The sequence below is a fragment of the Clostridium sp. 001 genome, assembly GCF_019056555.1.
Taxonomy (GTDB): domain Bacteria; phylum Bacillota; class Clostridia; order Clostridiales; family Clostridiaceae; genus Clostridium_B; species Clostridium_B ragsdalei.
On sequence record NZ_CP020473.1, the window covers coordinates 1,984,899 to 2,002,730 of the forward strand.

Sequence of the window (17,832 nt, forward strand, 5' to 3'; positions counted from 1 at the left end):
AAAATTGTGAACTGTGAATTGATTGAATTACATACTAATCATATAATCCCATGGATAGATATTTCTCTCCTCCATCTGGTGCTACAGTTACTACTTTTTTACCTTTTCCAAGTTTTTTCGCCACCTGAATTGCTGCAGCTATATTAGCTCCTGAAGATATACCAACTAGTATTCCCTCTTCTTTTCCCATAAGTTTAGCATATTTAAAAGCTTCTTCATCTGTTATAGTTATGATCTCATCTACAACTTCTGATTTGTAAATATCAGGTACAAATCCTGCCCCTATACCTTGTATTTTATGAGCTCCAGTTTTACCTCCTGATAGAACTGGTGAACCTGCTGGCTCTACTGCAACTACCTTTACAGCTTTATTGTGCTTTTTTAAGTTTTCTCCCACTCCTATTGCTGTTCCTCCAGTACCAACACCAGCTACAAAGGCATCTACATCTTTTAAATCCTTTAAAATTTCCTCTGCTGTAGTTTCATAATGCTTTTTAGGATTAGCAGTATTTATAAATTGTTGTGGTATATAGTAACCTTCTTTACCTTTGCCAATTTCATAGGATTTCTCTATAGCTCCCTTCATGCCCTTAGCTCCATCTGTTAAAACTAATTCTGCACCATAAGCCTTTATCATATTTCTTCTCTCTACACTCATAGTTTCTGGCATTACAATTGTAACTTTATATCCTTTTAATTTTCCTATCATTGCAAGAGCTATTCCCATATTACCGCTAGTTGGCTCCACTATTGTGTCACCTTTTTTTAAGAGTCCTTCTCTTTCAGCTCTTTCAACCATGCCAAGAGCAGCTCTGTCTTTAATACTTCCACCAGGATTGAATTTTTCAAGTTTAACATATATATCAGCTGTATCCTCATTTTTAAAATTATCAAGTTTAAACAAAGGTGTATTACCTATCATATCTATAGCATTAGTAAATATCATTTTAGTACCTCCCAAAATTTTATATAATAATTAATATTTTAAGCATGAAATTTACTTTGAAATCAAAAAACTCCGTCTCTATATGTTATATAGAGACGGAGTTTATACTCCGTGGTTCCACTCTAATTAGATTTTTAAAAAATCCAACTCTCAATCGAACACAGCGCTATGTTCTATCACTATAACGGGTGAACCCGATGTAATCTACTATTAATTCGACCACATAACTCCAAAGGGCACTTCACTTAAACTTAATTTAGAAACTTTCACCAACCGTTTCTTCTCTGCAAAATTTAATTTAAGTTACTTTTCTTTTTCAAAGTATTCTTGAGTGTTTTACTATGATTTATATTTATATTATACAACTACCTAAATTTTTGTCAATAATATTTTTAATTTTATATAAAACTTTTTTGTCCTATGCTTACCATTGCTAACACCACCATCTTCTATAAGGTTGAGCTGGAGAAAGTCATAACTATAAGAACTCCACCTGAACCTAAGAAGTACTTGATACAGCTTTAGAAAATTTATACAAGCAAGTGTGCTGATACACGGAAAGCACAGCTAAAATCTATTTTTTTCTTTTTTAAATAATACTGAGTTAAACTCTCCTCCTAAAATAGTTATTGTAGATAAAATAAAAAGCCAAGTTAAGAGGATTATTACAGCTCCTATACTTCCATAAATTTTAGAATAATTTCCAAAATTATTCACATAAAAGGCAAAACCCATAGAAGCTATTACGATACCTATAGTTGAAAAAACAGCACCTGGTAATACCTTTCTCCACGTAAGCCTTACATTTGGAGTAGAAATATAGACTGCTGCAAATATAAATATGGTTCCAAAAAATATAATAACATATCGTAATATATTCCATAAAAAGCCAAATCCCTCGGAAAGCCCTAACTTAAAAGCTAAAAAACTTCCAAGCATTTGCCCAAATACTAAAAACAATAAAGTACATAATATTATTAAAGTTACTCCTAGGGTGCATAGTATAGATATAATATATATCTTAAATATGGATCTAGTTTCTCTTTGATCATATGCTTTATTCAATCCTTTTATAACAGCATGAAATCCACCTGATAGCGCCCATAGTGTAAGAATCAAGCTTAAGCATAAAAGTTCTATATTTTTGCTATTAGCAGTTTTAACTACTGTATTTTCTATTAATTCCAGTGCATTTTTAGGCAATACATTACTTAAAATTAGCAATATATCATTACTACTTATATCACTATACCCTATAAGGCTTATAAAAAATACTAAAAAAGGGAAAATAGAAAATAATAAGCTATATGCAAGTTGTGAAGCCAGCGCTAATACATCATCTTGTATAAATCTAAAAATAAATTCCTTTAATTTACTAAATGCTCTTTCCTTCAAAGAAAATTCTCCTCTTTTAGGCATTTGAAAGAAAAAAGGCTATCATACTGACTGGATGGCTATTTCTTTGAAAATACCTTAATTTAATCGTCTATACGCCTTCAGAATATTGTATATTATCCGCTATATAGACTATATATTAATATTATGCTATACTCTTATTTGTTATTATAATTTTGCCCTTTTACATGAAAAATTATAAGCAAATATGCCTAAATCTATTGAACTTATCTAGAGATACATCTATTCTTTACCCCGCCTTGAAAAAAACAGAGAACTAAAGTCTATGATTTTGTGCAAATTATTTTTACAAAGTTCGGTGGAGTAATGGGATAAAATTTAAGTTAATAGATATGGCATATTTTTTACATAAATTAAAATCAAAATAGAAAGAAGCGATTAAAAAGTGAAGAAACTTATTAAAAACTTCGTATTATTTTGCGGAATTTATGCAATTGCTCAAGGCTCTCACTGCACAATTGCATTAGCTGCAAATAATATGGACAAGTCTTCTGACGTATCAACTGTTACCGCTTCAACTAGTTTAGATACTAATAAAGATATTTCTAATTCAAAAACTATTGATGGTAACACTAATAGCAGCTATGATAAAAGTACCAGCGAGAACAATACTCCAGAAAAAGCTAATTCAAACGTGGGCCAAAGTACAAACTACAATACCATTGTAAAAGTTAGTATTCCTGTAAGCAAAAAGTGGAAGATAAGCTTTAACCAACCAGTAGATGTAAATTCCTTAGGTGGTAAAATAAGACTAGTTGACAATAATAATACTGAAGTTCCACTAGCTTTTTCTTCAACAGATTACGGAATGTCCGTTATTGTATCACCTACGAATGCTTGTAATCCAGACACAGACTATACCTTAACTATAAGTGGGAATATAGTATCCAGATACAACAGAACACTTAAAAATCCTACTATAGTAGAATTTAAAACAGCACCAGTTATATCTTCTATAGATAACATAAGTGTAACTATAAATCAGGAAGATGAATACACCTTACCTACACAGGTAACTGCTAAAATGTCAAATGATACTACTACTTCTGTAAATGTATCTTGGAACAAGTCTGTAGACATGACAAGCATACCAGGTGTATATGCTTATACAGGTACTGTTGATGGATATAGTAAACCAGTAACGTTAAATTTAACTATAAAAGCATTTGAACCTGTACCATCTATTATGAACGACTATAGAATTCAATCTCAAATTGGGACAAACCTTTATAATTATCTTATGAATTATGATAATAGACAATCTGTGCTAGACAGAGCTATTGAACTTCATGGTGGAATTACAAGTAATAACTGTGTATATTATGCAAGTGAAGCTCTTAGAAGAGCCGGAATGACTGATCTTCCGGAATATGTAGCAAATACCAATCAACTTACATCTCAACTTGGAAGCAGAGGATGGCAAACTTCTACAGATTTATCTAAACTTTTGCCAGGAGATATATGCTTTACTACTTCTTATGGAAGCGGCCCTACTCATACATATACATTCATGAAGTGGGTAGATCCAAAAAGTTTTGATTATGCTTATATTTGTGATAATCAAGGTTATGACTACACCGGTGATGCCTACCATAAGAGAAACATAGATTTTGAAACTCCAACAAAAGATTGTATATCTTATTTTATGTATTTAGCATAGAGTATAAAAAGGGACTGATACACTAATTAGTGTATCAGTCCTTTGCATTTATCCGATGACTACTGTTTATTTAAAGTATCTATTCAACAATCCCTGGAAAGCAGCTCCATGTCTTGCTTCGTCTTTACACATTTCATGTACTGTATCATGAATTGCATCATAGTTTAACTTTTTAGCTAAAGTAGCTAAATCCTTTTTACCTTTACAAGCACCTGTCTCTGCATCTACTCTCATCTGCAGATTTTTCTTTGTATCAGGTAATACTACTTCTCCCAATAATTCTGCAAATTTAGCTGCATGATCTGCTTCTTCAAAAGCTATTCTCTTATATGCTTCTGCAACTTCTGGATAACCTTCTCTATCAGCTTGACGACTCATAGCAAGGTACATTCCTACTTCAGAACATTCTCCAGTAAAGCTAGCTCTCAATTCTTCTAATACTTTTTCATCTACACCTTTAGCAACGCCTACTTTATGTTCATCTGCCCAACTAATTTCGCCTTCTGCCTTTTCAACAAATTTATCTGATGGTGCACCACATACAGGACATTTTTCTGGTGGATTTTCACCTTCATAAACATATCCACAAACAGCACAAACAAACTTTTTCATTTAAAATTCCTCCTTAAGTTATTTCATATAATTTTCATTTCCCTTGACATAAATCATTATATAATATTAATTATTAATTTGCAATAGCTTTTATAAAATAATTTTCATTTTATATGAAATAAATACATTATAGGTATACCCATAATGTATTTATTCTTACTTGATTAGAAGGTTCAATTTTAAAACCTTTAAACAAATGCTTCATATATATTTTTATCCTAAATAACTCAAAAAATTTATCGGTTTTATTAATTTCTACTATTTATTTAAAAATTGTTCTAAATTAACTATCTGTTGTTCGTATATTCCAAACCCTACTTTACAATTTTTTTCATTGAAAGCTTCTACATTATAACGCAGTTTTTTACCTTCAATTGATATTAATGTTACTTTTATAATAACTTTCATATTTGCAGGTATTGGTTTTATATGTTCAACGTCAATTTTAGTTCCAACAGGTCTATAATTTTTAGGTATAACATTGTCTACTATATGTAAAGTTGTATATTCCATATACTTTATCATAGCAGGCGTAGATAACATAACAACACCTTTATTTCCAATAAAGTTAGCTGTATCTTCAGGCTTTACTATATACTCACTAACATACGTGCTTCCAACTTTAAATAGCTTGCTAAAATCCATTTGGTCACCAACCCCTTGTGTAAAAATTTTACGTTATACCTTTATCTTTATTAATCTTTAACAATTTTATCTTCTTCAACAGCTCTATGTTTTATCGGGTCAAGCTTTGCCACTAAGGCTAAAATGGAACCTAAAGCACATATACCTGCACATATCCATAATGCATAACCATATGCAGTAGCATTATTTGCACCAGCTTTTAAGCCAGCGTCAACTACAATACCAGTTATAGTTGGTGCAAGTATTCCAGCAATGGAACCTAGAACTCCTGCAAGACCAGCATAAACACCAGCAAGTGTAGGACAGATAGAAGGTGCTACAGAAAAATAACCACTCATAGTCAAGCAAAGAAATCCATAGGATAATGATACAGCCGCAATTACAATAGTTGGATTAGTTGCACTGGCACCTAAGAAAATAAGAACTGCTGCACCAATCATACCAACTACCTGTACTAGTTTACGTCCAATTTTATCTCCAAATTTATTGGAAGCTGCATCTGCAACAAATCCGCCAATAAAATAAGTAAAGAACCCTACTATATAAGGAACGGCTCCTGCGCTGATTTTCATACCACGACCAATAATAAAATAATTTGGAAGCCATGTAGTGCAAAAGAAATACATATAGGTAGCACATGCATAAGACAAACACATAAACCATACAGCAGGAGTTCTCAAAACATCCGACTTTGTAATGTCTGTGTTCATTACTACTGCTTGAACTTTTTCCTTCTGATGAATATAAGCAAGCTCTGCTTTGTTAACTTTCTTATGCTCAGATGGATCAGATTTACCAATTAGCGCCCATATAATACACCATATTGGGAAGAACAATGCATATACGAAAAATAGCTTTTTCCATCCAATAATTGGGAGTAATGCTGCTGCCAAATATATAGTGATTGCAGAACCTAAAGGACATCCTGCCTGTACCAAACCACATGCAATACCAGATTCTTTCTTTGGAATCCATCTTCCTAAATTCGACATTGCACCTGGAACAATACATCCCTGTGCGATACCTTCAAAGACACGAACCAAAATCATAAGTCCAATAGAAATTCCAATGATTGGTGTAAAGAAAGTAAATATTCCAGATAATAGCAGACTTATAATTAATACCTTGGTAGCTCCGTACTTATCAGCAATAGCACCTGATGGTATCATACTAATCATGTACCCAATAAAAAATGCAGTGGAAGCATATCCAAATTGTGTAGAAGTCCATCCATACTCCTTCATTATACTAGGTCCAGATACAGAAAATACAGTTCTACCTAAAAACATTACCATATAGGAAAGTGACAATACAACTGCCACTGCCCAACGTACATTCGTTCTTTTTGAATCACTCATAAAAAACCCTCCTAAATTTATTATAGAAATTTTAGTTACTCGTGGAATTTCGAAATGATTGAAAAATAAATAGCTTAATATTCTTAAACAGAATATCTCAATTAAAGAACGTTATAAATCTAAAAGTTCTTTCAAAAATAAAAGTTAAATTTTTAATGAAATTTTAAAAATATCTATATTCTATCATTTTAAGTTCAAAAATTATATATTATTATACAATTTTGTACAAATTTATATAAAATTCTATATTTTTTTATAAATTTATGCTACAATAACAATGTACACTAAAAAATCTAATATATACTGGTATGGAGGCATAACATGAACTTAAATCAACTGTATTACTTTAGAAAATTAGCACAATTACAACATTTTACACATGCCGCAAAAGAACTATATATAACACAACCAAGTTTAAGCGGGGCGATTTCGTCTTTAGAAGAAGAACTTGGTATAGAATTATTTCATAGGCAAGGTCGAAAAATCAAGCTTACAAAATACGGAAAAGTCTTTTATCAATACGTATGCAACTCTTTAGGTGAATTAGAAAAAGGTATTGATTGTTTAAAAGAATCATCTGGTATTATTGGAGGGATTATTGATATAGGATGCATCCCTACCTTATGTGGGGACTTTTTACCAAATATAGTAAATGGGTATTTAGATACTGTGAACTCAAAAACTAAATTTAATATTTTTACCGGCATGACTTTAGATGTTATAGAGGGAATCAAGTCTGAAAAATACGATATCGGTTTCTGTTCCATTTTAGAGAATGAGCCTAATATCGAGTTTGTTCCAATTCTTACTCAAGAACTTGTTCTTGTTGTAAACGATAAACATCCATTGGCAAAAGAAAAAATCATTGGTCTACAAGATATCGGCGACTATCCATTAATCACATATCGACAAAGTTTGCCTATTGGTAAAACTATAACGGAACTCTTAAAACCCTACAACCTTCATGTAAGTTATGATTTTGACGATGAAATAACTATTGGTGGAATGGTATGTTCAACAAATGTGGCTGCTATTACTGCGCGTACTTCTTTTTTACTCCAATTTCATAAGTTAAAAATTATAAAACTAGATACACCAAATAATACACGTACAGTATATATGGCGTATAATAATAATATTTACCACACCATGGCTGTAAAAATGTTTGCAGACTATATGATTAAAAAAAGCAAAATTCGTAAAATTAAGACTGCCAATTAGCATGCATTCTCTCTAAAGGGATTTTAACAATTACTTTATCTTTTATATATGCATAAATTTCAAATCCCCTTTTACATCTAAAAGTACATTCAAGGCATGGATCTTCGTCACAGTAAACATAAGAATCTTCATCTGCTAAAGCAAATACAAAAGATGTCTTTTTAGGATTTGTCACATATTTTAACTGTCCTCCTGTAAATGTTCTAAGATAAATCCATTCGAGAGAAGTGGTTTCATTCTTTATTTTCCAAAAAACTTCTACCACATTTTCATTGTATCCTCCTGTAATTTTGTAATCAATAATTATATCATCTGAAATCTCTGATGGATCTTTTGTAGAAAGCATCTCCATTTTTTCATCACAACACATTGGAGAAATTTCTTTCCTCATACTTGTTAGTTGAAAAACGCTACCACAATGTTTACAATGATAAAATATTAACTTGGGGCACACAACCCTTGGTTTTGTTGTTTCTCTTGATCTTCTTGGACCAAATTCTCGCCCTTCCAACTTGACTCCTCCTGTCTACCCATACGAACTTTCAAATCCTTTGCCAATAAATTTTTTTTCACCTTACCACTATCAGTTCTCGGAATTTTATCTATAATCTCCAGATGTTCTGGCCAATACCGTTTTGGAATCTTTTCTTTCCTCATATACTCTAAAAGTTCTCCTAATTCCAGAAAATGAACTCCTTTTTCTAATACAACATAAGCGCAAATTCGTTCACCAAGACGCTTATCAGGCATTCCAATAACTGCCTCATCCTTAATTAGCGGAAATTTTGAAATATACTGACTTATATGATTTGAGTTGAGGTTTTCACCGCCCCTAACAATTATGTCTTTCTTTCGTCCAATGATATTAATATTTCCACTTGTATCGCTTACACATAGATCTCCACTATAAAACCATCCTTCATCATCCAGTACCTTATTTGTAGCTGATTTATCACCTATATATCCTACAAATACATTTGGACCTCTTGATGCTTCTTCCCCTAGATTTCCAGGTAGTATTTCTTTTCTATTTTCATCTACAATTCGAATTTCTACCCCTTCCATAGGCCTTCCTGCAGTACCAAATGTTAACTCAATATTTTCATCAGGTCTTACAAATACATGTGGAACACTTTCTGTAGATCCATAAACTTCACATATCTTTATTCCATATTCATAGGCTTGCCTTGCCATTTCTTCCGGTACCACAGCCCCACCACAAAGATAAAATTTTAACGAACTAAGGTAAAGTTTATCCTCTCTAATATTCTTTAAAATATCATATATAAATGGTGTAGCTCCCATTGACCAGGTGCATTTTTCTCTATTCATAAGGTTTATTGCTTTTCTACTTTTAAACTTTTGCTGTAAAACCACTTTTGATCCCATGAGCATAGGTGCAATAATTCCATGGTGAAACCCAGTTGCATGATTTAAAGGCGCCGGCATAAACATGATATCATCTTTTGTAAGACCAAGTTCCTTACTAAAGTATTTCTCACTAAATATTATGTTGTTATGCGTCATCATAGCCCCCTTTGCACATCCAGTAGTGCCAGATGTACAAAGAACAGCTGCAACATCATTACTATTAACTCTTACTTCATCTTTTAACTTTATTGGAAAATATGATGATAATATTTGTGTCAAAGTAGCGATGCTGCTTTCTTTTTCCTTTAGGTTGTCAAGTAATACAATGTGTTTTAAACTTTTTACGTCCTTTTCGACTGATAGAATCAATTTTTCATAATTTGTCTTGTTGTAATATGTAGGACAGAGAAAAACTCTACTTTTACATAAATTTAAGAGATACGAAACTTCTCGACCACTATAGCACATACCAATTGGGTTAACAACAGCTCCCACCTTCATGCATGCAATAGTAACAATTACAAATTCACTCCATATTGGTATTTGAAAAGAAATAACATCTAGAGGCTTTACTCCAATACTGAGAAAATAGGAAGCAATAATACCTGCTTTTTCATCTAATTGTCCATAGGTATAGCGGTATCCTCTATCATCTACTACAAATTCCTTATCTCTATACCTTTTTACCGACGTATTCCAGTAATCTAAGAGTGTTTTTTTACCCCAATAGCCCATTTTTTCATACAATTTTTTTTGGCTATCATTTATTTTAATTTCATCCATCACGTCATATCTCCTTATAAAAAGAACACAATTAAAGATTTTTTACTGAACTAATTTCCTTTATAAGTGCTGGAACGACTTCAAATAGGTCTCCTACTATACAATAATCTGCTACTTCAAATATTGGTGCAGTTTCATCTTTATTAATTGCAATAATTGTATCTGAAGAGCTCATTCCAGCTAAATGCTGCACGGCACCGGAAATTCCACATGCAATATATACTTTTGGAGAAACTGTTTTACCTGTCTGCCCTACCTGCTTTGTCTGTGGAATCCATCCAGAATCTACAGCAGCTCTTGATGCTCCAACTGTTCCGCCAAGTAAATCTGCAAGCTCTTGTAACATCTTAAAGTTTTCTCCATTTTTCATTCCTCTACCGCCGGATACTATATATTCTGCCTCTTCAAGTTTAACACCAGAATCTTCTTGGGCTTTAATAAAGTCAACTACTTTTGTTAAAATAGAATCTTTGTCTATATTAATAGTCTCTTTAATAATTTCTGGACGGTTATTTTCATTTTCCTGTGGTTTCTTAAAGGCACCAGGTCTTACAGTTCCCATCTGTGGTCTGGTATCACTGCAAAGTATCTGTGCATAGAGATTGCCTCCAAAAGCAGGTCTTTCCCATACAACATTTCCAGTATCCTCTTCTACACTTAAAGCAGTACAATCTGCAGTAAGACCTGTTCTCAAGCTAACTGCAATTTTAGAACCAAGTTCTCTGCCCCTTATAGTGGCACCTATTAAAATGGTATTTGGGTTATACTTGTGACAAAGTTTTAAAAATGCATCTCCATATACATCTGAAGAATAATTTTTATATTCTTCTCCCTGTACAACATAAACTTTATCTGCTCCATGACTGCTTGCACCCTTAACTGCATCTTCTACATCACTGCCTATTACTACGGCACATAATTTCTGCTTTAGGCCATCTGCTAAAATTCTACCTTGTCCCAGCAGTTCAAAACCAACGTTCTTTGGTTGTCCCTGAAAGCATTCTATAAATACCCATACGTCTTTATACTCATCGAAATTCATAACCAAAGCCTCCCCTTAAACTAATTTTGCTTCTAATAGCTTGCCAACTAACTCTTTTGCTGTTTTTTCAGGATTTACAACTTTCATTACCTCACCACTTGCCTGACGTTTTGGTGTAAAAGTTGCTTTTACTCTTGTTGGTGAACCTTTAAGACCTATTTTGGTAGTATCTATATCCTTAATATCATCTAAATGAATTTCTCCTATTTCTGCCTTTAAAGAATCAATTTTTCCCTTAATAGTTGCATATCTTGGTTTATTGCTTTCTTTTGTCAAAGTACATAAAACAGGAAGTTTTGTTTCAACTATTTCAGCACCTTCTTCTACCTGACGCTTTACTACACACTTTTGGCCTTCCATTTTAATATCAAGCACATAGCTTAATCTGGAAATTTTCAAATGCTCTGCAATACTTGAACCTGTCTGTCCTGTATCTCCATCAATTGCCTGTTTACCTACAAGTACAAAATCAAATGGCCCTACTTTTTCAATTGCCTTTGATAAAATATAGCTAGTTGCATAGGTATCAGATCCTCCAAAAGCTCTATCTGTTACTAAGTACGCTTTATCTGCGCCCATGGAAAGAGCTTCTCTTAAAACTTCTTTTGCGTTATCAGGTCCCATGGAAAGTGCAGTTACAGTACCTCCATATTGATCTTTTAAACGAAGTGCCTGTTCTAGTGCATTTTTATCAAATGGATTTAGAATGCTTGGAACGCCTTTTCGAATCAATGTATTTTTAACTGGATCAATTTTAATTTCTGTTGTATCAGGAACCTGTTTTATACAAACAACGATGTTCATTTCTCTTCCCCCCTACTTATATTCCTTTTCTAATGCACCGGCTATTGTCATTCTTTGAATCTGATTAGCTCCTTCAAAAATCTGGAACACTTTGCAGTCTCTCATAAGCTTCTCAACTGGATATTCCTTGCTGTATCCATATCCACCGAAAATTTGAACTGCATTTGACGTAACTTCCTGTGCACAATCAGATACGAATGCTTTAGTAATGGCACCTTCTTTACGAACAAGATTTCCATTATCCATTAACTTCATAGTATTATTTACAAGTGCTCTGGAAGCTTCTACTTTTATTGCCATATCTGCAAGCATCTGTTGTACCATTTGGAATTTAATTATAGGCTTGCCAAACTGCTTTCTTTCTTTTGCATACTTTACAGATTCATCCAAAGCCCTCTGCATAATACCTACTGCTAATGTAGCAACAAAAGCTCTAGATAAGTTAAGAGAATTTAATGCAAGTTTAAATCCTGATCCTTCCTCTCCAAGCATATTAGAAGCTGGAACTCTTACATTTTCAAAAGTAACATCTGTAGTATTTGATAAACGAAGACCCATTTTGTCTTCATGTTTTCCAATAGTAATTCCTGGTGTATTTCCATCTATTATAAAAGCTGAAATACCTTTATTGCCTGCTTCAGGATTTGTTTTAAAGATTCCTACAAACACAGAAGCCAGTGCACCATTAGTGATAAACGTTTTTGTTGCGTTCAATATATATTCATCACCATCTTTTACAGCTGTTCCTCTCATTCCTGCAGGATCAGAACCTGCATTTGGCTCTGTAAGAGCGAAACCCGCAAAATTTCCTTTTCCAATTATATCTGCAAAATATTTACCCTGCTCTTTGGTACCAGAAAGAATAACATTTCTTAAAGCAACAAATGTAGTAACAAGTGTAATTGCATATCCTGCATCTACCTTTGCAAGCTCTTCAAAAATCATGGCTGTAGTTTCGTAGCTAAGTCCAGTTCCACCATATTCTTCTGGAATTTCAAGCATATGAAGTCCCATATCAAAGGCATACTTAAACAATTCTCTTGGACATTCGCCCTTTTCATCCAGCTCCTGAACATGTGGTTTGATTTCATTTTCTGCCATTTCTTTTACAAGAGCAATTAATTCCTTTTGTTCCTTTGTATATAATAAGCTCATTAATTTTAACCCTCCTCATTATTTTTTAAGCAGTTTCAATCCAGCTACAGCTCCTTCGTTTATGTATTCTTTAACCTCACTGCTGCTGTAACCCAATTCTTTCATGATTTGCTCTGTATGTGCACCTTGAGGTTTACAAGTTTTTATTATAGGTTCTGACATAGAACCAAATGAAATTGGATTAGTAGGAACCATTCTTTTTCCTGAAGGGTAATCTACCTTAGTTAAGATATTGTTTGCCCAAACCTGCTCATCTTTATAAACATCCAAAGGCTCATTTGCTGCTTCACACGGCAACTCATTGTCAGCAAGCATTTTCAGCAAGTCATCCCTATTAATCTTAGAAATAGCTTCATCAAGCATATCTACTACTTCATGATTTAATTTTTCAGCATTTATCTTTGCGCAGTTATTGTATTTGGTATTTCCTACTATATTTTTAATACCCAATAAAGTCATAATCTTATCATAATCTCTGTCATATTCAGGACAGCACATTACAACCCACTTATTATCCTTAGTACGATAACAATTATTAAATGGATTTGGAACTTCTTTTCGGCTCTTTGGATATTTATTTCCATATTGTGCTGAAATCATGGCAACACTTAACATAAATGATGCAGCATGCTGAAGACTTACAGTTATCTTATCTCCTTTTCCTGTCCTTTCTCTATTAAACAAAGCTCCGCATATACCAGATAAAAGACATATTGAAACCTGAAAATCTCCATAACCATTAGGTGGATTCATTGGAGAACCACCTTTATCTACTGTTGTGCCTAAGACGCCTCCTCTTGCCATATAGCAAGTAGCATCAAAACCCGGCCTATCTTTTGCAGGTCCTTTTTCTCCGTAACCTAAAACCTGTGCAAAAATAAGTTTTGGGAATTTTTCTTTCAAAGTATCATAATCCATACCTAGTTTTACAAGTGATTTTGTCCTTGTATTTGTAATAAATACATCTGCCTTTTCTAACAATTTATAAGCAACTTCTCGTCCACGTTCTGTTTTTAAATTTATAGTGATAAATCTCTTATCCATGTTTGCAACATCAAAAGGCAAGTTTTCTTCATCACTGAAAGGCATATTAAATACTGAACCCTGCTCTCTTGCGGGATCTCCTTTAGGGGCTTCAATTTTAATTAAATCAGCGCCCCACTCTCCCATAACTCTAGCAGTAGTAGGAGCTGCTAAATATGTGGTTAAATCTACTACCTTAATCCCTTTTAAAGGTTCCATTTTTATCCTCCTGTTCTTATATTTTATTTATAGCCTTTTGAAAACTTCAAAAGGCTATAATATAAAATAATAACTATTTCAAGTAAAAAATTACTCTTCTTCAGTATTGCCTCCATTAGCAATAAGTTTTCTTGAAGCTGTTAATCTTTGAACAGTTCTAGGTCCTTCCTCTAACCACATTGCACGACAATCACGGTATAATCTTTCAACTGGACCATATTCGCATTCTTCAAAGTATCCAATTCCTCCAAATATCTCTAACATATAATCAGATACTAACTTAACAGTATTGATACTGTGAAGTTTACACATAGCTGCTTTCATCTCAATTTCCTTACCAGCTTCATAATCTTTTGCAAAATCGTAAACCATTAATCTAAGTGCATGTATTTCAGTTCCCATATCAGCAATTGTCTGTTGAATTGCTTGTCTCTTAACAAGTGGTTTTCCAAATGTTACTCTGTCTTTTGCTCTCTTAATTGTCATCTCTAACATTCTCTGAGACATACCAAGATTACTTACTGCAATATGAGCTCTAGATACGGATAAAGAATGCATTGCAATCTTAAGACCTTCGCCTTCTTTACCAAGTAAGTATTTCTTGTCAAGTTTCATGTTAGTGAATTTTAATCCTGCATGTCCAGCTCCACGGCATCCCATCATATGAGGCATTGGAACGATTTCATAACCAGGTGTATTAACTGGTACGAAGAATGCAGATAATCTCTTATCCTTTGGAGCATCTGGGTCAGTTACAGCGATTACATATGCAAACTCACAACAGTCAGTATGTGAAATTAATGTTTTTTCGCCATTCATGATGTAGTAGTCACCATCTTTTACAGCTCTTGTATGTAAATCTGCTCCTGTACCACCTGTTTCTTCAGTTAATGCAAAGCATGTGAAGATTGTTTTATCTTGAAATTTGTCCATATATTCATCTTTTAATTCTTTACTTCCAAAGTCATCAAGAATTCTCCAGTTTAAATCCATTGCATAATGAAGATGCATACGCATTCCACCTGGTCCTTTACTGAACTCTTCTTGTACCTGTAAAATTTGTGTCTCACTTAATCCCCATCCACCATATTGTTCTGGCAATGCACATCTGTATAAATTGTTTTCAATTGATAGATCAAAAAACTTTTGAGGAAATTTATTAGTAACCTCAACTTCTTTTTGTATCTCTTCAAAAGGTCCTTCAGCTAAAGCTCTAATTTGTTTCAGATAATCCTGAAATTCTTTTTCATTTAATTTTGACATTTTATTTCCCCCTTGTGTATTTTATAACAATCTTTATGCTTTTATTATACTTATATCTAAAATATATTACCAATAGTTACCACCAATGTTATTGTTATCTTTTATAGTTATTGCCTATACATAATACAGCAATTCCACGGATAAAATTTAAGGAAATTGTCTTATACAAAGGGTTGAGGTACAATAATAAGAATTTGAATGAAATGCTTTACCAAAATATTTGCCTAGAAATTTAAAATTTTTTGAAAATAAGATGTTTTCAATTTTTATGTATAAAAAAGTAGAAAGCTATTGTTAATAAAAAGATTTTTATTAACAATAGCTTAATGAAAATTTTTAAAATTTTCTTATTTCATCTAATATACTATTTTCTACTTTATTACAATCTGGAACATAGCTTTTAAGCAATTTCATGTTACCTTTCAAGCTATATTCTCCAAGAGAAGCTGGAACAAGCACGCTGTCTCCTTTAAATATATTTTCAAAACCGCCGTTGTAAACTATCTTGCCCTTACCATCAACACAGGTAAATATATAAAACCTTTCTCTATCACTTTTTTCTACTGCTTCAATTTGAATATCATATAACTCCAGAGAAATTTCTCTTGATAAACAAAGATAGGTTTTTTTATAGCCATCCTTTTTTATACTAATACCTCTACTCTTATTTCCCTTTAATTTTAGATTTACTACGTCTAAGGCTTTATTAATATGTAACTCCCTTCCCCTTCCATAATCATATACTCTGTAAGTTATATCACTATTTTGTTGAATTTCTGCCAATATAACTCCTTCACATATGGCATGTACAAGACCGCTTTTTATAAAATACACATCACCTTTTTTAACAGGAATTCTGTTCATATACTTTTCCAAGTTTTCATTGTTTATAGCCTTTTTAAATTCGTCTATGCTGCATCCATCTTTAGTCCCAACTATCAAACTTGCCCCCTCAAATGCTTCAATAACATACCATACCTCTGTCTTTCCTGAATCATTTTCTACTTTTTTCGCATAGATATCGTCTGGATGAACTTGTATTGAAAGTTTTTTCCTGGCATTTATTAGCTTTACAAGAAGAGGAAATCTATTACCTTTAATTTTTGTTCCCAATAGCTTATCTCCTTGAATCTTAATAAGATCATCAAATCTAATTCCTTTAAATTTTCCATTCTCTACTATACCCATACCATTTTTATGGCAGGCTATATCCCAGCTTTCTCCTATCTTGCCTTCTGGAAGGTTACTCCTAAAAAGTTCTAAATCTCTGCCTCCCCAAATTTTATCATAGTATAAGTTTTTAAATTTTATTGGATACACACCAAACATCTCCTTATATTCCAAACTTATACTTATATTATAAGTCAATCTTAGATAAAATTTACATAAATATAAAAAGATTAATATTTAAGTAGCAAATTACTTTTTTACAATATCATAGTTCAATATATCAGTATATTGCATTAAAGTAACTTATTTATCCGATGACTATCTGCTCTAATACTCCCGCTTCTCCAAGTGTACGTTGCGAGCAGCTACGTCCCTGGATAACGATTTTCCCTAAAGGATAACGCCTTCTAAGTGCTGAAGCACTAAGAAGCCTGTTAATAAGCATCAGGTGGAGTCAAAACTCCATCTGATGCCAAGAACTCTGTTTATCCTAATTCACTTTTTATAACTTTTATCATAAAATACTACTATAATTTATATTTTGGAGAGTTGAAAATGAAACATTATATGTGTCCCTTTACTCGCTGTGGTATGAACTTCTCTAACAATATTTCTCAAGTAGACTTGAATTTAGATGAATACACTTATCCAGACAACTTCAATTCTGCACTAAAGTTAATAAAAGAAGCTATCTCTGGAGAAAGAGAAGATGAACTTTTTTACAACTATTTAATAAAAAATGCTCCCGAAAATGAATCTAAAAAAATTATATCTGGTATCAGGGATAATGAAAAAAAGCATAACAAAATGTTTAGATTTATTTACTATGAACTAACGGGAAATATGATTCCTTCTCCTGAAAATGTAGAGTTTAATACTCCTGATTCTTTTTGCAGTGGCATTAAACGTGCCTTAAATGGAGAACTAAATGCAGTTGTAAAATATAGAAAAATATTGTTTGCACTTAATAACAGAAAACACATAAACATGCTTATTGAAATAATAACAGATGAATTAAGACATGCTAGTCTATATAACTTTATATATACATCAAACTGTTCTAAGGAACAATTCTAGCTTAACTACTATGTATATGTAAAGTTTTTTCATTGATTTGTAACTATATAACTCACAATAACATACT

At 32.7% G+C, this 17,832-nt stretch carries 16 protein-coding genes and 1 other annotated feature; of the genes, 3 read left to right on the forward strand and 13 right to left on the reverse strand.

The window, feature by feature from the left end; genetic code table 11:
- Nucleotides 1-34: 34 nt before the first annotated feature.
- Together cysK and B5S50_RS09070 are read right to left on the reverse strand one after the other, a co-directional pair.
- Nucleotides 35-946: a cysteine synthase A gene (gene cysK / locus B5S50_RS09065; protein ID WP_065078416.1), complete on the reverse strand. Its 912-nt coding sequence runs from the start codon at nt 944-946 to the stop codon at nt 35-37.
- A gap of 88 nt (nt 947-1,034) precedes the next feature.
- Nucleotides 1,035-1,275: a binding site (T-box leader), on the reverse strand.
- Nucleotides 1,276-1,513: 238 nt separating this feature from the next.
- Nucleotides 1,514-2,341, reverse strand: coding sequence for a YihY/virulence factor BrkB family protein (locus tag B5S50_RS09070; RefSeq protein WP_154104975.1), 828 nt, complete (start codon nt 2,339-2,341; stop codon nt 1,514-1,516).
- Between the two features lie 406 nt (nt 2,342-2,747).
- On the opposite strand from B5S50_RS09070, the gene B5S50_RS09075 reads away from it, so the two are divergent.
- Entirely contained in the window at nt 2,748-4,022 is a 1,275-nt protein-coding gene (locus B5S50_RS09075; protein WP_217303630.1) for an Ig-like domain-containing protein, read from the forward strand.
- Between the two features lie 66 nt (nt 4,023-4,088).
- Here B5S50_RS09075 and B5S50_RS09080 read toward each other — a convergent pair whose 3' ends face one another.
- The 3 genes from B5S50_RS09080 to B5S50_RS09090 form a co-directional block, all read right to left on the reverse strand.
- Entirely contained in the window at nt 4,089-4,634 is a 546-nt protein-coding gene (locus B5S50_RS09080) for an NADH peroxidase (protein WP_065078419.1), read from the reverse strand.
- A gap of 258 nt (nt 4,635-4,892) precedes the next feature.
- Nucleotides 4,893-5,279 (reverse strand): thioesterase family protein, encoded by a 387-nt coding sequence (locus B5S50_RS09085; RefSeq protein ID WP_065078420.1) that lies wholly within the window; start codon nt 5,277-5,279, stop codon nt 4,893-4,895.
- A 50-nt stretch (nt 5,280-5,329) separates the two neighbouring features.
- Nucleotides 5,330-6,637 (reverse strand): MFS transporter, encoded by a 1,308-nt coding sequence (locus tag B5S50_RS09090; protein ID WP_065078421.1) that lies wholly within the window; start codon nt 6,635-6,637, stop codon nt 5,330-5,332.
- 321 nt (nt 6,638-6,958) lie between these two features.
- Between B5S50_RS09090 and B5S50_RS09095 the strand changes: the two genes are divergently transcribed.
- Nucleotides 6,959-7,858, forward strand: a complete 900-nt coding sequence (locus tag B5S50_RS09095; protein WP_065078422.1) for a LysR family transcriptional regulator — start codon at nt 6,959-6,961, stop codon at nt 7,856-7,858.
- On the opposite strand, the gene B5S50_RS09100 is transcribed toward B5S50_RS09095, so the two are convergent.
- The 8 genes from B5S50_RS09100 to B5S50_RS09135 all read right to left on the reverse strand — a co-directional run bounded on the left by B5S50_RS09100 (nt 7,842) and on the right by B5S50_RS09135 (nt 16,838).
- Complete coding sequence (locus B5S50_RS09100; protein WP_217303631.1) at nt 7,842-8,369, reverse strand: hypothetical protein; 528 nt, start codon at nt 8,367-8,369, stop codon at nt 7,842-7,844. The genes B5S50_RS09095 and B5S50_RS09100 overlap by 17 nt on opposite strands.
- Nucleotides 8,297-10,012 (reverse strand): medium-chain fatty-acid--CoA ligase, encoded by a 1,716-nt coding sequence (fadK, locus tag B5S50_RS09105; protein ID WP_065078424.1) that lies wholly within the window; start codon nt 10,010-10,012, stop codon nt 8,297-8,299. The genes B5S50_RS09100 and fadK overlap by 73 nt, the downstream gene beginning before the upstream one ends.
- 31 nt (nt 10,013-10,043) lie before the next feature.
- Nucleotides 10,044-11,054 (reverse strand): electron transfer flavoprotein subunit alpha/FixB family protein, encoded by a 1,011-nt coding sequence (locus B5S50_RS09110; protein WP_065078425.1) that lies wholly within the window; start codon nt 11,052-11,054, stop codon nt 10,044-10,046.
- Nucleotides 11,055-11,069: 15 nt separating this feature from the next.
- Nucleotides 11,070-11,858, reverse strand: a complete 789-nt coding sequence (locus B5S50_RS09115) for an electron transfer flavoprotein subunit beta/FixA family protein (protein WP_065078426.1) — start codon at nt 11,856-11,858, stop codon at nt 11,070-11,072.
- Nucleotides 11,859-11,870: 12 nt separating this feature from the next.
- Nucleotides 11,871-13,013: an acyl-CoA dehydrogenase family protein gene (locus tag B5S50_RS09120; RefSeq protein WP_065078427.1), complete on the reverse strand. Its 1,143-nt coding sequence runs from the start codon at nt 13,011-13,013 to the stop codon at nt 11,871-11,873.
- 18 nt (nt 13,014-13,031) lie between these two features.
- Nucleotides 13,032-14,255 carry a CaiB/BaiF CoA-transferase family protein gene (locus B5S50_RS09125; RefSeq protein ID WP_065078428.1) on the reverse strand — a complete coding sequence of 408 codons (1,224 nt, stop codon included), beginning with the start codon at nt 14,253-14,255 and terminating at the stop codon, nt 13,032-13,034.
- Nucleotides 14,256-14,345: 90 nt separating this feature from the next.
- A complete protein-coding gene (locus tag B5S50_RS09130) occupies nt 14,346-15,518 on the reverse strand; it encodes an acyl-CoA dehydrogenase family protein (protein WP_217303632.1) in 1,173 nt (390 codons plus the stop codon).
- A 336-nt stretch (nt 15,519-15,854) separates the two neighbouring features.
- Entirely contained in the window at nt 15,855-16,838 is a 984-nt protein-coding gene (locus tag B5S50_RS09135) for a type I phosphomannose isomerase catalytic subunit (protein ID WP_065078429.1), read from the reverse strand.
- A 405-nt stretch (nt 16,839-17,243) separates the two neighbouring features.
- On the opposite strand from B5S50_RS09135, the gene B5S50_RS09140 reads away from it, so the two are divergent.
- Nucleotides 17,244-17,765: a ferritin family protein gene (locus tag B5S50_RS09140; protein WP_065078430.1), complete on the forward strand. Its 522-nt coding sequence runs from the start codon at nt 17,244-17,246 to the stop codon at nt 17,763-17,765.
- The last annotated feature ends 67 nt before the right edge of the window (nt 17,766-17,832 follow it).